This window comes from Floccifex porci, assembly GCF_009696175.1.
In the GTDB taxonomy this organism is placed as follows: Bacteria; Bacillota_I; Bacilli_A; order Erysipelotrichales; family Erysipelotrichaceae; genus Floccifex; species Floccifex porci.
On sequence record NZ_VUMM01000018.1, the window covers coordinates 21947 to 38493 of the forward strand.

The 16547-nt window shown below is 34.2% G+C and carries 16 protein-coding genes; 15 read left to right on the plus strand and 1 reads right to left on the minus strand.

Features of this window, described 5'->3' with window-relative positions:
• Positions 1–10 precede the first annotated feature (10 nt).
• The 15 genes from FYJ50_RS08105 (at position 11) to FYJ50_RS08180 (ending at position 15397) form a co-directional block, all read left to right on the plus strand.
• Complete coding sequence (locus FYJ50_RS08105) at positions 11–1141, plus strand: AAA family ATPase (RefSeq protein WP_154460868.1); 1131 nt, start codon at positions 11–13, stop codon at positions 1139–1141.
• The gene (locus tag FYJ50_RS08110) at positions 1125–1769 is read left to right on the plus strand and encodes a 5-bromo-4-chloroindolyl phosphate hydrolysis family protein (protein ID WP_205946483.1); all 645 of its coding nucleotides are present in this window, start codon (positions 1125–1127) and stop codon (positions 1767–1769) included. Before FYJ50_RS08105 ends, FYJ50_RS08110 begins: the two co-directional genes overlap by 17 nt.
• Before the next feature lie 3 nt (positions 1770–1772).
• Entirely contained in the window at positions 1773–2897 is a 1125-nt protein-coding gene (locus FYJ50_RS08115) for a toxic anion resistance protein (protein ID WP_154460872.1), read from the plus strand.
• Between the two features lie 283 nt (positions 2898–3180).
• A complete protein-coding gene (gene lysS, locus FYJ50_RS08120; protein WP_154460874.1) occupies positions 3181–4668 on the plus strand; it encodes a lysine--tRNA ligase in 1488 nt (495 codons plus the stop codon).
• Positions 4669–5066: 398 nt separating this feature from the next.
• Entirely contained in the window at positions 5067–5354 is a 288-nt protein-coding gene (locus tag FYJ50_RS08125; RefSeq protein ID WP_154460876.1) for a type II toxin-antitoxin system RelB/DinJ family antitoxin, read from the plus strand.
• Positions 5333–5860: a relaxase/mobilization nuclease domain-containing protein gene (locus FYJ50_RS08130; RefSeq protein ID WP_154460878.1), complete on the plus strand. Its 528-nt coding sequence runs from the start codon at positions 5333–5335 to the stop codon at positions 5858–5860. The genes FYJ50_RS08125 and FYJ50_RS08130 overlap by 22 nt, the downstream gene beginning before the upstream one ends.
• Before the next feature lie 135 nt (positions 5861–5995).
• Positions 5996–6133 (plus strand): hypothetical protein, encoded by a 138-nt coding sequence (locus FYJ50_RS08135; protein ID WP_154460880.1) that lies wholly within the window; start codon positions 5996–5998, stop codon positions 6131–6133.
• A gap of 724 nt (positions 6134–6857) precedes the next feature.
• Positions 6858–7643, plus strand: coding sequence for a glycoside hydrolase family 16 protein (locus tag FYJ50_RS08140; RefSeq protein WP_154460882.1), 786 nt, complete (start codon positions 6858–6860; stop codon positions 7641–7643).
• Positions 7644–7658: 15 nt separating this feature from the next.
• Positions 7659–8348: a VTC domain-containing protein gene (locus tag FYJ50_RS08145; protein WP_154460884.1), complete on the plus strand. Its 690-nt coding sequence runs from the start codon at positions 7659–7661 to the stop codon at positions 8346–8348.
• Between the two features lie 13 nt (positions 8349–8361).
• Positions 8362–9024 carry a DUF4956 domain-containing protein gene (locus tag FYJ50_RS08150; RefSeq protein WP_154460886.1) on the plus strand — a complete coding sequence of 221 codons (663 nt, stop codon included), beginning with the start codon at positions 8362–8364 and terminating at the stop codon, positions 9022–9024.
• Positions 9025–9039: 15 nt separating this feature from the next.
• The gene (locus FYJ50_RS08155; RefSeq protein WP_154460888.1) at positions 9040–10410 is read left to right on the plus strand and encodes a CotH kinase family protein; all 1371 of its coding nucleotides are present in this window, start codon (positions 9040–9042) and stop codon (positions 10408–10410) included.
• Between the two features lie 15 nt (positions 10411–10425).
• Entirely contained in the window at positions 10426–12564 is a 2139-nt protein-coding gene (locus FYJ50_RS08160) for a hypothetical protein (RefSeq protein WP_154460890.1), read from the plus strand.
• A 277-nt stretch (positions 12565–12841) separates the two neighbouring features.
• Positions 12842–13090 (plus strand): hypothetical protein, encoded by a 249-nt coding sequence (locus FYJ50_RS08165; protein WP_154460892.1) that lies wholly within the window; start codon positions 12842–12844, stop codon positions 13088–13090.
• Positions 13091–13109: 19 nt separating this feature from the next.
• The gene (locus FYJ50_RS08170; RefSeq protein ID WP_205946484.1) at positions 13110–14483 is read left to right on the plus strand and encodes a glycosyltransferase family 2 protein; all 1374 of its coding nucleotides are present in this window, start codon (positions 13110–13112) and stop codon (positions 14481–14483) included.
• A gap of 617 nt (positions 14484–15100) precedes the next feature.
• The gene (locus FYJ50_RS08180; protein WP_154460898.1) at positions 15101–15397 is read left to right on the plus strand and encodes a restriction endonuclease subunit S; all 297 of its coding nucleotides are present in this window, start codon (positions 15101–15103) and stop codon (positions 15395–15397) included.
• A gap of 682 nt (positions 15398–16079) precedes the next feature.
• Here FYJ50_RS08180 and FYJ50_RS08185 read toward each other — a convergent pair.
• Positions 16080–16352, minus strand: coding sequence for a hypothetical protein (locus tag FYJ50_RS08185; RefSeq protein ID WP_154460900.1), 273 nt, complete (start codon positions 16350–16352; stop codon positions 16080–16082).
• Between the last annotated feature and the right edge of the window lie 195 nt (positions 16353–16547).

Sequence of the window (16547 nt, forward strand, 5' to 3'; positions counted from 1 at the left end):
ACTGGAAAAGATGGGAAGACAATTTATAGAATCTATAAATGATTTTATTGAATGTAAACCATTGGATGAAACAGCTATTGATTTGTTGATTGAAGATGAAATCAGTCTATTAAGAAAAAAATATCGTTTTACTTTTGATGAAAGTCTGAAAGAGTATTATAAGAAACAGTATGATTCAAAACGAAATGCGTACAGTTTAAAAGATACAACGGATGGGATTTCTAAAATATTGAATCAGAAAATCTTACTTTCTAAAAAAGAAGAGGGTCACATTCATTATGATACAGATTTAAAATTGGATAATGAATTCTTAATAAAGACAACAGAAGAAGAAAATCCTGCATTGATAAAAATGCAGAAAGAACTGGATGAAATTGTTGGTCTGGATTCCGTAAAAGAATATGTGAAGTCTTTAGAGAATCTGATTCTGGTTCAAAAACTTAGAGAAAAACAGGGACTGAAAGTGGATTCCATATCTAAACATATGATTTTTTTAGGAAATCCAGGAACAGGGAAAACAACCGTTGCCAGAATTTTATCCCGTTATCTGCAGGCTATGGGAGTTTTAAAGAATGGCTATTTGATTGAAGTGACACGACAGGATCTGGTTGGAAAATATGCCGGACATACTGCACCATTGACTCAATCCGTAATTGAATCGGCATTGGGTGGTATATTATTCATTGATGAAGCCTATTCTTTACATCGTTCTAAAGAAGATGCCTTTGGTCTAGAATGCATTGATACTTTAGTCAAAGGAATTGAAGAATATAAAGACCAGTTTATTGTGATCTTAGCGGGATATGAAAAAGAAATGAAAGAGTTTTTATCCAGCAATTCTGGATTGGAATCCCGTTTTCCAAATGTTGTTCATTTTGAAGATTATACACCTTTACAGCTTGTACAAATATGTCACAGCATTGCCAGAAAGAAAGACTATTATCTGCATGAAGAATGCGATGAAGTTTTAAAAGCTTATTTTGAAAAGACAGATTGTTCTGGAAATGGAAGAATGGCTCGAAATTTAGTGGAAAAAGCCATACTTCATCAGGCTGGACGCATTGTAAAGGAAAATGGAAATTTACAGGAATTGAGAATTTCAGATTTTGAATTAGGGGATGTATATGGCAAGTGTAATTAAGAAGAAAAAAAGAATTCCATCAAAAATACCTTATTTTGCCACAGGAATTTATGGAGCTTTCTATTTGATGCAGATGAATTTTACCAGTATAAGGGAATGGATTACTTTAGGAATCGGAAGTGTGCTGATTTATTTTATATCCACAAAAATATTCAGAGGTAAACTGGTGGAATATGAAGTGCCGGTACAATATGAAGATATGAGTGTGCAGGAAATTCTATCAACTGGAAATTTATATATGGATTCTTTTGAAAAGAAAAGAAGAAAGGTACAGAATTATGAAGTTCGTTTAAATATACGAAATATCATTCATGTATCCAATCAGATATTAGAAGAAGTACGAAACGATCCATCGGATGTTAAGAAAATCAGAAAGTTTATTACGTATTATTTACCAACTATTGATAAAGTATTGAATTCATATGTGGATATGGAAAAAGTAGCACAGACTCCACAGATTATTGAATCAAAAAAGAAAATTGAAGAGTTATTAAAGACGGTTGAAAAAGCATTTTTGTCTTTGTATGATTCTTTATTTGAAAATGAAACTTTGGATCTGATGACAGATATTTCGGTTTTGGAAAAAGTGATTGAACAGGAAGGATTAACAGAAAAACAGGTGTTATAGGTTATGGCAGAAGAGAAAATCGTATTAACATTAAATGAAGAAGTGGAAGAAGAAAAGAAAGTGGAAATGCCAGAAATACCACAGAATTCATATTCAGAAGAAGACATTTTAACAGAAGAACAGAAAAAACAGGTAGATGAATTTGTGAAACAGATTGATTTAACACAATCCAATGTGGTTTTACAATATGGAAGTGCAGCACAAAGAAAGATTGCGAATTTTTCGGATAATACATTGCAGAGTGTAAAGACAAAAGATTTAGGGGAAACCGGTGAAATGTTGTCCGATCTGATTGTTGAATTAAAAGGATTTGATGCGATTGAAACAGAACAGAAAGGGATTGCAGCTTTCTTTAAGAAACAATCCAATAAAGCCAGTGCTTTAAAATCAAAATACGATGCAGCTGAAAAAAATGTAGATCGAATTGTACATTCTTTGGAAGATCATCAGATTCAGCTGATGAAAGATATTGAACTATTGGATCAGCTGTATGAAAAAAATATGACCAATTTTAAAGAATTGACGATGTATATTTTAGCTGGTAAGAAAAAATTAAAAGAAGTACGTGAGAATGAACTTCCTGTATTAATTGAAAAAGCACAGCGTTCTGGATTGGCAGAAGATTCTCAGAAAGCCAATGATCTGGCTGGTTTGTGTGAACGATTTGAAAAGAAAATTTATGACTTGGAACTGACTAGAAATGTAGCTTTACAAATGGGACCTCAGATTCGTCTGGTTCAGAACAATGATACATTGATGACCGAAAAAATTCAGTCTACCATTGTCAATACGATTCTTTTATGGAAATCCCAAATGGTCATTGCCTTAGGTCTTCATCATTCCCAGCAGGCAATTAAAGCACAGCAGGCCGTGGATGAAATGACAAATTCATTATTAAGAAAGAATGCGGATACTTTAAAACAGGCAACTATAGAAGTGGCTAGAGAAAGTGAAAAAGGCATTGTGGATATTGAAACGCTAAAACATACAAACAGTCAGCTGATTTCAACTTTGGATGAAGTGGTTAAGATTCAGGACGAAGGTCGACAGAAACGACAGGAAGCAGAAATGGAACTGGCTCGTATTGAGGCGGAATTAAAGAATAAATTATTAGAAATCCACAAGTAATATTGACAAATAGATAAGAATTGTTTACGATACTAAGGCAAAGGCTATGAAGAGGACGAGTAACTGAATACGGATGCATAGAGAGATTCTGGAAGGTGTAAAGAATCGTGAGGGTTCAGCGAATAAAAACTTGGAGCTGTATGTAATTCCTGCATTAAAGGAAGCACTGTTAGTTGACAGTGACAGAGGTCTTTTAAAGTGATTTAAAAGATAAATTAGGGTGGTAACACGGCATTCGTCCCTATGGATGGATGCCTTTTTTATTTGAATAAAGGAGAAAAATATGGCAGAAATAAAATTAACAGAACAAGAAAAAGTGCGTCGTAAAAAGATGCAAGACTTGCAGGATATGGGAATCGATCCTTTTGGACAGAGATACGATCGAACAGCTACTTCTGGTAAAATCATTGAAAAATATGATTCGTATACAAAAGAAGAATTACAGGAAATGGGTGCCAGTGTGAAGATTGCGGGTCGTATTATGACCAAACGTAGACAGGGAAAAGCTGGATTTATGCACATTCAGGACATTGATGGACAGATCCAGATTTACGTTCGTAAAGATGAAATTGGGGAAGACCAGTATGAAATCTTTAAGAAAAATGACATTGGTGACATTGTAGGAATCGAAGGAACCATTATGAAAACTGATCATGGACAGTTATCGGTTCGTGCAAAAGTATATACGCATTTATCAAAAGCTTTACGTCCATTACCTGAAAAATTCCATGGATTAACGGATGTAGAAGAAAGATATCGTCGTCGTTATGTCGATCTGATTATGAATCCAGAAGCAAAACATCTTGCGATTACTCGACCAAGAATCATTCGTTCCATTCAGAAATATTTAGATGGACAAGGATTGATTGAAGTGGAAACACCAGTATTACAGCCAATTCTAGGTGGAGCAAGTGCTCGTCCATTTATTACGCATCACAATACACTGGATATGCCTTTCTATTTACGAATTGCCACAGAACTTCCTTTAAAACGTTTAATTGTAGGTGGTTTAGAAGGTGTATATGAAATTGGACGGTTATTCAGAAATGAAGGAATGGATGCCACACACAATCCTGAATTTACAACTGTAGAAGCCTATGTGGCTTATTCAGATTTGAGCGGAATGATGGATTTAATTGAAGGATTATTTGATTTTGTTTCCAATGAAGTATTGGGTACAACTGAAATTACTTATCAGGGACAGCAGCTGTCTTTAAAAGCTCCATTTAAACGAATTCATATGGTAGATGCCATTAAAGAAGCATGTGGAGTGGATTTCTGGCAGGATATGAGCTATGAAGAAGCAGTGAAAATTGCCAATGAACATGGAATTGAAGTAGAAAAGATTCAAAATACAGTAGGACATATTATTAACTTATTCTTTGAAAAATATGTAGAAGAAAAAATCATTCAACCTACATTTGTATATGGACATCCAACATCCATCAGTCCATTGGCTAAGAAAAATAAACAGGATCCTAGATTTGCCGATCGTTATGAACTGTTTATCTGTGGACATGAATATGCCAATGCCTTCTCTGAATTAAACGATCCAATTGATCAAAGAGAACGATTTGAAAAACAATTGGAATTGCGTAATTTAGGAGACGATGAAGCCAATGAAGTGGATGTAGACTATGTAGAAGCATTGGAATATGGTATGCCTCCAACAGGTGGAGTGGGACTTGGAATCGATCGTTTTGTGATGTTGTTGACCGATCAAAGAACAATCAGAGAAGTCCTGCTGTTCCCGCATATGAAGAACAGATAGTTTATATATCCGTATAAATCTTTATAAACTTACAGATCATTGATTTTTCAATGATCTTTTTTTATTACCCACTTTTTTAAATAAAATAGTATAAAAATGGGATGATTTATATAATATATTGATTTATTTATATACAATTCTCCACTTTTATAAAAAATGAGTTTTTATAAAAATAAGGAAAATTTAACATGCAATTAAACTTTAAACGTAAAAAATTTACACCAAATTTTTAGATTTACACCAAATTTACACCAATTTTTTTGCAACTCAAATTTTTTTATAAATTTAAAAATAAAAAATACATAACATATTGTTAATAGAAATTACAAAATGTAGCTATTTATTATAGTGTGGCCACATTTTATCGTTTCTAGCATGGTTTTTGTCAGGAGGTAAATATGAGAAAAGAAGTTGTTAAAGTTAGAATTGATCAAAATATGAAAGAGAAATATAAGAAATATACAGATCAATTAGGTATTACAATGAGTGAAGACATATTATTGCATATCCAACAATGTATAAAAAATCAAAACTATAATACTGTATGTGAACAGAATGATATACATAAAAATATATATCAGTCATTTTTAAATATATATAGTATCTTGGATGATGCTGACTTTTGCGGAGTAAAAGAATTAATAAAGGAATTGGAGGATTTAGAATGTCATTTATTAAATGCGTAAATAAACCTTATAATGATAAAAATGATTTAAAAAGGATGGTTTATTACGTATGCGATAAACCAAATATGGTTGATTATAAAATATTTGGAGCCAATATATTAGATAAAGACTCTGCAATAAGATCTATGAATAGGGTTAAAAAATATTTCAATAAGTGTGATGGAAAACAGCTTTATCACATTATCATAAGTATTTATCCATCTAAATATACAGAATTTGATACAAAGAAAATCCTTGCACGTTATGTTATGAATGAAGTGGGATTTTTTATAGCAAAGATGGGATATCAAAATGTAGCTGCTGTACATGCAAAAAAAAGAATTGATTATGGAGTGTTGGGAGTACAAGAAGAAAATGTTCATGTCCACTTTATAATAAATTCTGTATCAGCTATTAATGGACACAAACTAACAAATATTAAAACCTTTCTTAACAAAATTAAATGCTTTGCGAATAATAATGATCTATTATATGGAATCAATATAAATGGGATCTATCTCCAATAACCAAGGACTGTGTTCCTTGGTTATTTTTTCGTAAATATGAGCGAAATATAGACTGGTTTTTCGCAGTTTGTGTCGTTCATTTTCTATGTTCCAGATATTATCATATAATCATAAAAAGAAACGAGGAAAGAATATATGGAACAGTTAAAAAATTTAGATTTAAACCAATTTATGAACAATTTGAATGAAATGGACATTAAAAAATTAGGAGTTTTCACTGTTGGAATTGTAGCAGGTGCTGCAATTGCTACTATTGCAAAAATTATGCAGTAATAGAATTTAAGAAAGGTTAAATATATGACAGTTGCTAAAATGACAGGCACACCACGGCATACAGAATATTTGCATATCGCAAAAGATGATTCAAGACGGGATAAAAGAAGATGTGAATTCTATACTAAGAAATGCTGCCACTGTTTTAAATCCACTTGTTATGGTTATAGATGTTTTGGATCTTCACACTGTATGCAGTATAAAGAACGATAATTAATTCTAATTGATGATATCTAGTATTTAATAGTGATTTAAATAATAAAGAAATATTAATTCCATTAAATCCAGGTACATCTATAAAAAATGACAAAAAAGTGACAAAAATCATCAAGTAAGGAGAAATAACAATGAAATTCAATTTTTTACCGCAGATTGCGGGAGTACAGACTGCTTCGGGACAGCAAAAAGGCCGGATAATAGGAATGTGGCTATCAGAATGTGTACCTTTTGACAATTATTTCCTCAAATACATAATGGCCTCAGAGCGGGTGGAGATGGAACCATAAATCCAAGCAGTTTGCAGCAAAATGCTTGATTCTCTTGATTTATTTCCGCTTTTCGTGTATAACGATAATGAATTTTTGTGGCTATCAGAAGGTACACCTTTTGATTATTGTTCAGACTATTATGCACCGCCATATCAATATTTCTTGCTCTTCAAAATGTTATAGATTAACAGCATAAAGAAGCAAATTTTACCAAAAACCAAAAAAGGGGGATAAGGATGAACAAAATAATTTTAATATTCGGGGTTTTATTTATCGTGATTGCCGGTTGCTTAATTGGAACTAGTCTATCCCGTTTAGAGGATGAAGATGTCATTGTGATGGAACAGCCGTCCAACACAGAATTTTCTGAGGTTTCTACTGATGCTGTGGAAACCTCGGAAGACGATGCGATGTTTGTTGCCGTTGATGCTTTAAAATCACCCAATAATGAGATTCAGCAATATATTTCTTCACAGGTACAAATTGACGAGACGCATATTCGCATGACTGCTGATAAAATGGGAGAGGCATATCTCTCCGGAAAAGCAGAATCCGTATCTGCTTTTCGTTACGGAAGATTTTCTTTTTGTATCAATACTATGAAAGGTGTAGGATTGTTTCCTGCAATTTGGATGTTGCCATCCGATATCAATTCCGATTATCCGGAAGTAGATATTTATGAACTGATTGGGAATGAACCCAACATATTTTATGGAGTGCTACATTACATGGAGAAAAGTGAAAAATCAAGAGATTTTTTTAGACATACCTTTCCAGTTGATAAAATACCGGAAACATACCGTATTACATTTGAATGGACGCAGGAAGAAATGGTTTGGTATCTGGGAGATGAAATAATCTATACAATTCAGGATAATGTTCCGGATGAACCTTTATATTTCATTTTTAATCTTGCAGTGGGAGGAAACTGGCCCGGAAGTCCGGATGCTGATACTGAATTTCCGGCAATGTTTGAGGTGGAGATTTTGGAATTTATGCCGCAGGAAATTTATTCGAGATGAGGAGGAGAGAATATTGTGCAGGTAAAAAGAACCGAGAAAAAATTTATATTAAACAGTCAAGAGCGTGTTCTTGTACAAAAGAGAATTGGCGCAGTCATGCCGAAAGACCTCCATTGCGTTTCGGCAGACGGCTATGAGATCCGATCGCTTTATTTTGATACCTTTTCTGATCGAGCTTGCGCTGAAAAAGAAGAAGGCTTGCAAGAGCATGAAAAAATTCGGGCAAGGATTTACGGAACGAATGACCATATCATAAAGTTGGAAAGCAAAAGGAAGAATGGAGAATTCCAAACAAAAGACAGTATGTTGATTGATCGAAAAACATTGGAAGATTTATGTGTCGGAAATTACAACGTCCTTTTGCAAAGTAATGATCCGCTGGCCATGTATTTTTACATAAAACTTTCTCAGGGGATGGCACCGAAAGTGATTATACAATACAAAAGAGTGTCCTACTGTGCTCCCGGCAATCATACGAGGATTACATTTGACACCGATATACGAGCTACTGAGAGCAATTTTGATTTGTTTCAAGAGAAACTGCTGACTTATCCAATTCTTTCGTCAGATCAGACGATTATGGAAGTAAAATATAATAACTTCCTTTTTGGATATATAAAAGAGGCGTTAGCCGGAGTAAAAAAATCCACCACATCTTTCAGTAAATATTTTAACGGAAGAATGTTTTATAAATACATGATATAGGGAGAGAGTAGAAATGAATGAATTTATTGTTGAAAATCTTTTAGCGGGAAGTACTGTGTCTTTTTTTGATGTTGCCATTAAGCTTTTTATGGCACTTGTGATTGGGGTTACTATCTATATTGCATACTATTTTACATCAAGCAAGGTTTCCTATAACAGTAACTTTAACCTTTCACTGGTTGCTATGGCGATCATCACTACAGCGATTATGGCAGTTATCACGAATAATATTGCTTTATCTTTGGGTATGGTTGGTGCGTTGTCAATCATTCGTTTTCGTACAGCTATCAAAGACCCACGTGATGCCATGTTCATCTTTTGGAGTATTATGGTTGGCATCTGCTGCGGAGTTGCACAGTATGTGATTGCGATTGCCACCACGATGATTCTCTTTTTATTCTTTATTCTTGCAAAAGCTGTCAAAGAGGAAAGAAGATATATTTTAATTATTCGCTGTGAAGTTGATGCAATGGAATATGTAAAATCGGTTACCTACCAATATTTCAAAAACAGCCGAATCTCAGTTCAAAATACAACCAGTGAATATGCAGAATTTATCTATGAATTGAAAAAAATTGAAAAGACCAAAACAGATGATTTTCTCAAAAAATTGTATGCTTGCAAAAAAATTGAGTGTGCAAACTTTGTTTTACAGGAAGATAAAGCAAGTGTATAAGGGAGAGATTCTGTTATGAGAGGAAAATGGCTTATGCTTGGTGTGGTGCTTACTTCATGTGTGATAGTTGCGCTCCTGCCCCTTTATCCTAAAGTAGATACCTTGGTTGTTCATCAGCATCAAAGTTTCCCTGTGGAAAATAAAGAAATCATCGGTTTTGATGACAACGGTGTTCTGACCTCCCATCTGCCGCTGATTGTTTTAAAAGCGGATGGCAATGTGATTCCGGGTGCAGATAGGCCTACCGATCAGGAATTATACTGTGAATTTGCTGTGATTGACAATACCAATCACTTAAACCGTTCAGACGATGCCCCAACGCAAATCGGCAGAATGGCGATTAACGTTCGTGGAAATTCTTCACGTTATTTTCCCAAAAAACAATATGCAATCCGAACGGTAGATGATGACGGCATTCCGCAGGAAACAACTTTTTTCGGTATGCCGGCGGAAACCACTTGGGTACTAAATGGAAGCTATATAGACTATTCCCAAATTCGTAACTACATGATGTATAATATTTCTTCTGAAATTATGGATTATGCACCTCAATGCCGACTTTGCGAGGTGTTTCTGACAAATGTAGACGGTGAGTTGGAATATCAGGGGCTGTATACCATGATAGAAAAACCAAAGGTGTCGAAGGAACGATTGGACTTGACACCCTACAATCCGAAATATACGGAAACCTCTTTTGTTGTGCAGCTGAATAAACGGATTGATGATGCAAGGATCGATCATCTGAAACCGGATGATGTTGATGTGTATTCTGCCAATTTGGAATATCCTGATGTGGAAAAGATTACGGATTCCTCATTGCAATATATACAAAAAGAGATACTCCAATTTGAAAAAACACTTTATGATGCGGAGTATTCCGATAATTGGGAAAAAGTGAATCAGTGCATCGATTTAGACAGCTTTGTAGATTATTATATTATCAATGAATTTTTTCAAAACTATGATGCCGGAAGACGTTCTACCTATCTTTATAAAAATGTCGGAGGCAAATTTTGTATGGGACCAGTATGGGATTTTGACAGTGCATTCAATAATTTTACAGGAATGGAAATTTCTCCGTATATATTAGATATGCAATCTACATTTTATTACTTCTACCTTTGCCACGATGCTGAATTTGTTGAACGGTGCAATGAACGCTACGAAGAACTTCGCAAGACGTTTTTATCGGAAGAATATCTGCTTAAATATATAGACGAGAGCAGTATGTACTTAGGCAGCGCAGTGATTAGAAATTGTGATAAATGGTATGATGGAGATTATTCTCTATATTATGGTGATATAGAAAAGATGAAAACATTCGTTATAGAAAGAGGCAAATGGATGGATGAACATTTTAAAGAATATATAGCGATTGTAAGGTAAGCGAAGATGAAGAACATGAAAAAAGGATTTACAATCAGCGTCATTACAGCTGTTTTGTGTATTATTTGTATATGCTTGATATTTCATTGTTTTGATGGAAATAAAAGTGAAAAAGATAATATATTCAGAACCAATCAGAAAAAAATAGAAATTCTGCAAGATGGAAGCTGGACGGATTTTGAGATAAAAGGCGTCAATATGGGAACCGGTTATCCTGGATTGTTTCCAAATGAATTCGGTATCAGTGAGGAAACCTATGCTCGATGGTTCAACCTGATCGGGGAAATGAATGCCAATACGATCCGGGTTTATAAAATACAATCGCCATGGTTTTATAAAGCCTTTGCCCAATATAATGAAACTCATGAAAATAAAATTTATCTCGTTCAAGGTGTAGATTTTAGTGAGGATTTGATGTTTTCGGAAGAAAATTTGCTGAATCCGAAGCAGAAAAACAAAGTCTTTCAAGAAACAAAAAAGACAGTTGATGCATTACATGGGGAAAACATAACGTTTGATACAGACACAGGGAAAATGTGTTACTATAGTAATGATGTTTCCGACTACGTATTAGGATATGTTTTAGGCGTGGAATGGGACGAAATGTTTGTAGATTATGTATGTCGCTTTAATGAAGGGATTGCACCTTATCAAGGAGCCTATATATCCAGTAGGCAGGAGGCAAATGCCGTCGAGATTTTCTTCTCTCAGTGGGGAGATTATCTTTTAAAATATGAAGATGAAACTTACGGAACCCAGAAACTTCTCTCCTTTGCCAACTGGCCGGAAACAGATCCACTGGTAAATGAGGTATCCCCCAAACAATCAGTTGCATCAGCTACAGAAAATACAGAAGCCTTTATTGACCTTGAAAATCTACAACTTTCCGATAAGGTGAAGAGTGGGATGTTCGCTTCTTATAATGTTTATCCCTACTTTCCTGCCAGCCTTCAGTATGGAAAATATACGGAGTATATTGATGACGAAGGTAATCGAAATCCCTATCGGAAATATCTGATGGAGCTTGTTGATCATCATTCATGTCCGGTTGTTATTACCGAATACGGAGTTCCTGCTTCCAGAAGCCCAGCATATAAAGATGTTTGGAGAAATTTATCGCAGGGTGGAAATAACGAAACCGAACAAGGTATTGCCTTGCTGGAGATGTATGAGGATATTCAGAAAGCGGGCTGCGCTGGAGGGATGGTATTCACATGGCAGGACGAATGGTTTAAGCGTTCATGGAATGAAAAAAGTTTGTCCAATCCGGATGGCAGAGCAAGCTGGAGTAATGCACAGAGTATAGAGCAGTTTTACGGATTGCTTGCATTTGAGCCGGGAGATGGTAAGACTGAAAACTATCCGGATGGAAAAATTTCAGAATGGTCGAAAGAAGATGTTGTATTAGAAAATAATGATACGAAACTCAGTATGAAATCGGATGAAAAATATATTTATTTTATGGTGCAAGGGTTATCTGATATTAAAAGTGGCAATTCTATTAATCTTGCACTAGATGTTCTGCCAAACGCAGGAACAACCTATACAAAAAACTTAGACTTTGCCATTCCAGTGGATTTTTTGATTCAAATCAATGCAGAAAAAGGCAGTAAGCTATTAGTTCATGACGATTCGGATTTGGCTGTTTATTCGATTGCAATCAAAAACAAAAGTGCGGCAGTTACCGATATTTATAAAAAAGCTGAGGAATTGATGCTGCCGTTGAAAAATAATACTCATACATTTCATGTTGTTTCCAGAGCAAGTGGCAGTGTAAATGACTTCCTTTTGAATGAAAAGCCTCTTGAAAATGTTGGGATGTTAAAGCATGGGAACGCTAATCCGAACAGTGAGAATTATGATTCCAACGCAGATTACTGCATCAACGGTGATATCGTAGAGGTTAGAATCCCGTGGTCGCTTCTGAATTTTTATGACCCTTCTAAATGTATGGTAATTGATGATTATCACAAAAACGATTTTAATATCAAGGGTTTGAAAATCGAGGAGATTTATGCGGCTGCCTACTATGACAATCAGGAAAGTGTGACTGATTTCGGTACATATAAATTAAAAGGCTGGAAAAAACCGCAGTTTCATGAACGGTTAAAGAAATCATACTATATGCTTCAAAAAGCGTTTGGAGATGACTGATATGGTGATTAATAATTTTTATATGGTTATATTGTATACTCTGTGTGGATATAGTTTACTTTGTTTATGTGTTAAATTGCTTTTGGATAGGAATAGAGAAAAAAGGACAGAGAAAAAGGAAAAAATAATTTGTGATTTTTTCCTTTTTCGTTCCAAAAAAGAACCTGCAGAAGCATCCCTCATTATGAGGCTAGCACAGGACGATTTCCTGTTCGCTTATATCTGTGAATGTTACATAAAACTCAGTCCGCAATATACATTGCATAAACAACAAAAAATGTCAAAATATATGCAGTCTCTTATGGAAAATAAAATTAACTCTCTGGTAAAAGAGGATGTGCAGACACGTTGCTTGATTCTGAGATACCTGTTTCAAATGGGAATTCATTCGGACACAATTAACCAGTTCGTCAATGGATGCAGGAAGCAATCTAAGCTGGAACAGATATGGGTAAAAGCAATTGGATTAAGCGAAGACAACGTTTCCGAAGAGATTCCTGTAAAGGCTGTGTGTAAGGCGGGATAAAAAGATGATGATGATTTATATGATACGTGTTTTATTTGTCTTGTTTTTTGTATATACAGTAATCTATCTTTTCCAAATGGGAATCAGTCTCTGTATCTCAATTTATCGCCTTGAAAAATATAAGAAAAATAAAACGCTTAATCGAAAACTATTTCCCATCGCATTTACCAAACGGATTCCGGTTAGCGTTATTATTCCCGCATACAACGAGGCGGCTTGTATAACAGAAACAATCGAAGCTTTATTTGAGGAAGATTATCTGAATCTGGAAATTATTGTAGTAGATGATGGCTCAAATGATAACACCGAATCTCTTGTAGTAAAGAGATTCGGATTGATAGAAGAACCTGTTATGTCTGAATCTGAATTGAAGACAAAACCGATTCTTCGTCAATATCGAAAAGTATTTGATAAAAAAACGCTTGTTCTTATACATAAGGAAAACGGTGGAAAATCAGATGCGCTTAACTGCGGACTGAATATTTGTCATAGCCCATACTGCGTTATGCTAGATGCTGATACAAAAGTTCAACGAGGCTCCATCCGCATAATGATGAGTTGCTTTTTGATGAATCCCAAAACCATTGTTTGTGCAGGTGCTGTTGGCAGTGAAAATTTGAAAAATTATCCAAAACTTCCTTTTTTGAAGAAAGCACTGGTTGTTTTCCAAATATTAGAATATTATCGGACATTTTATATGCAAAGAATAATGTTCGATCATATCAATGCGAATATTATTGTCTCCGGTGCGTTTGCCATGTTTGATACTGATTTAGTGAAACGGGTTGGTGGCTACCAAGTAAATACAATTGGAGAGGACATGGAACTGACCATGCGTCTCCATGCGTTTTGTGCTTCACAGGGAAAAGAATATCACATCGCATATGTTCCGGAAGCAAAGTGCATGACGCAGCTGCCGTTTACATATAAAGACTACTATCATCAAAGGCGGCGTTGGCATATCGGGCTGCTGCAAAGTTTGAAATTTCATAAATATATGCTTGGAAATAAAAATTATGGATGGGCTGGAATCACATCCGGTACATTTTTCATTTTGTATGAACTTCTTGCACCGTTTTTGGAAATCATTGGGGTGGTTACTTTAATCGCAGCCAATTTACTGGATATTTTGAATCTTCAATTCACCATACAGGCAGCTATCCTATATACGTTGATTGTTATATGGATACAGGTAATTCTTGTAAGTGCTGTTAATCGGTATAAAGTGGAACCGATTAACGGCAAACAGCGATGGATTTTGTTTCTGATTTCTATATTTGAGATAGTATTTTTTCATCCGCTCAATATTGTAATAAAAATAATAGCGACAGCTATGAACTATTGGCACAGAAAAAGCTGGGAACATATTCAGCGTATTGAAACGAACCGGTAAAGACTTTTTGATTCTTTATCACATCCGCTCAGAGATTTCGAAGATGAGCTAAATAAAATAGCTATAAAAAATCCATCAGATTTCATTTTTCCTATTAAGATGAAGTCTTATGGATTGTTTTATTTTTGGAGAATGTATGAGCCGTTTCATCGATTTTATAGATATAAATTTGCGGGAGAAATACACCTTAACGAATCTCGTCCCAAGAAGAAATTTTCAGACATTCATCAGGAAGTATTGTACGTGGAATACGCTCTAAGGAACTTATTGAAATTGAAATTAAATTTCCTGAATTAGAAAAACAAAAAATAATTAGCAAAGAATTGTTATCTTTAGAAAAAATAATAAGATTTAGATATCAAGAATTTAACACGTTGGGCGAACTAGTCAAAGCACGATTTGTCGAGATGTTTGGAAATTCAAAAGAATGTGTTAGACTAGGGGATTATTGTGAAGTACATGCAAGAATAGGATGGCAAGCTTTAACAAAATCAGAACACTTACAAAGTGGAGAATATATGTTAATCACTGGTAGTGATTTTTTGGATGGAAAAATAAACTATAATACTTGTGTCTAAGTAACTAAAGAAAGATATGAAATAGATTCTCATATTATTTTGAAAAATGATGATGTTTTGATTACAAAAGATGGTTCAATTGGAAAAGGGGCAATTGTTGAGAAACTTCCAAAACCAGCAACATTAATTGGAGGTATCTTTGTTGTTCGTCCTGATAAAAGATTTAATAAAGAATATATATCAAATGTATTTAAAGGCTCTATATTTGCTGATTTTGTAAATTCATCTAAAACAGGGACAACTATAAAACATTTAAATCAAAAGCATTTAGTTGAATTTACAATTCCTGTTCCTGAAATGAAACTTCAGAATGAGTTTGCTGAATTTGTAAAATAAGTCGATAAATCTTTGTTTATTATGGTATCTTTCGCAATACGTCTTATTGAAAAACTATAAATAATCATTTTAGGGTTTTACAGATAAAATTGGGGTCTAGCCGTTCAACAAATTGTGAAGTGTATCCTATTTATAGACAAAAAATAAGGCATATTCCTTATTTATGAACAAGAAATAGGTTTTATTCCTATTTAGTAGATATTGTTCTTATGTTTTATTTATTTAGTAAAAGGTCAATCACAAAAGATGAACCGCCTCTGCCAAGTAGACAGCGTAAAAAATTTGATGTCTTTGAAGGACAGAACTTAGGTTTTGTTCGTTTTTAAAAGGATCTCAGATACTAAATTTCCATGACTAATGCCATTCACCATAATTTGGTTGTTATGGAATCCGTATTATTTCTGTAGTGTTCCAGGTGAGAGGGGATACGGACAAATTCTTGAACCGTTTTTTTAAGCTAACCCTTGACTTTGTCTGAACTCCATGGGACTCATATAATCCAACGATGTTTTAAATTTTATTGTGTAATTGAATTTACAAACTGAAAATTGAGTCAATTTATAATTAAATGGCACAATTTAACATTAATAAATAAAGGCTTTTCGTACCATTATAAAAACCTCTCGTAGTCAGTATAATTTTTTTACTGTCTACTGGGAGGTCATCTTATTTATAACTTGTCTTACATATTCGATTTAATGATTTTTTCTACATATTCAATTTTTGTTTCTAATGCATCTGCAATGGTTTCTATATCAAAGCCTTTTTTGTACATAGATTGAATGTTTTTATTTAAATTATTAGCTTCTCCAACAGCTTTCCCACGAGCCTCTCCATCACTTATCCCTTTTTCATAACCTTCCAGTCTGGCATTCGTAATTTTCTGGTTTCGATCCAGCTCATTTCTTTCTTCTTCTATCTTCTTCAGCCATTCTTTTTCATTTTCATAATACATTTTTTAATACCTCCTTTATTATATATACGTAATAAAATATGAAAATGACTAAAAAATGTTAAATTTTTAAAAAGAAAAACAAGGCTTCTAAACCTTGTCTTGTGTATTGGATTTGATGATTTTTTCTACATATTCAATTTTTGTTTCTAATGCATCTGCAATGGTTTCTATGTCGAAGCCTTTTTTGTACATAGA

What these genes read in the sequence shown, in the direction of transcription:
- FYJ50_RS08105 (WP_154460868.1), top strand. Translation starts at nt 11, where the DNA reads ATGGGAAGACAATTTATAGAATCTATAAATGATTTTATTGAATGTAAA.
- FYJ50_RS08110 (WP_205946483.1), top strand. Translation starts at nt 1,125, where the DNA reads ATGGCAAGTGTAATTAAGAAGAAAAAAAGAATTCCATCAAAAATACCT.
- FYJ50_RS08115 (WP_154460872.1), top strand. Translation starts at nt 1,773, where the DNA reads ATGGCAGAAGAGAAAATCGTATTAACATTAAATGAAGAAGTGGAAGAA.
- lysS (WP_154460874.1), top strand. Translation starts at nt 3,181, where the DNA reads ATGGCAGAAATAAAATTAACAGAACAAGAAAAAGTGCGTCGTAAAAAG.
- FYJ50_RS08125 (WP_154460876.1), top strand. Translation starts at nt 5,067, where the DNA reads ATGAGAAAAGAAGTTGTTAAAGTTAGAATTGATCAAAATATGAAAGAG.
- FYJ50_RS08130 (WP_154460878.1), top strand. Translation starts at nt 5,333, where the DNA reads ATGTCATTTATTAAATGCGTAAATAAACCTTATAATGATAAAAATGAT.
- FYJ50_RS08135 (WP_154460880.1), top strand. Translation starts at nt 5,996, where the DNA reads ATGGAACAGTTAAAAAATTTAGATTTAAACCAATTTATGAACAATTTG.
- FYJ50_RS08140 (WP_154460882.1), top strand. Translation starts at nt 6,858, where the DNA reads ATGAACAAAATAATTTTAATATTCGGGGTTTTATTTATCGTGATTGCC.
- FYJ50_RS08150 (WP_154460886.1), top strand. Translation starts at nt 8,362, where the DNA reads ATGAATGAATTTATTGTTGAAAATCTTTTAGCGGGAAGTACTGTGTCT.
- FYJ50_RS08155 (WP_154460888.1), top strand. Translation starts at nt 9,040, where the DNA reads ATGAGAGGAAAATGGCTTATGCTTGGTGTGGTGCTTACTTCATGTGTG.
- FYJ50_RS08160 (WP_154460890.1), top strand. Translation starts at nt 10,426, where the DNA reads ATGAAAAAAGGATTTACAATCAGCGTCATTACAGCTGTTTTGTGTATT.
- FYJ50_RS08165 (WP_154460892.1), top strand. Translation starts at nt 12,842, where the DNA reads ATGTCAAAATATATGCAGTCTCTTATGGAAAATAAAATTAACTCTCTG.
- FYJ50_RS08170 (WP_205946484.1), top strand. Translation starts at nt 13,110, where the DNA reads ATGATACGTGTTTTATTTGTCTTGTTTTTTGTATATACAGTAATCTAT.
- FYJ50_RS08185 (WP_154460900.1), bottom strand. Translation starts at nt 16,352, where the DNA reads ATGTATTATGAAAATGAAAAAGAATGGCTGAAGAAGATAGAAGAAGAA.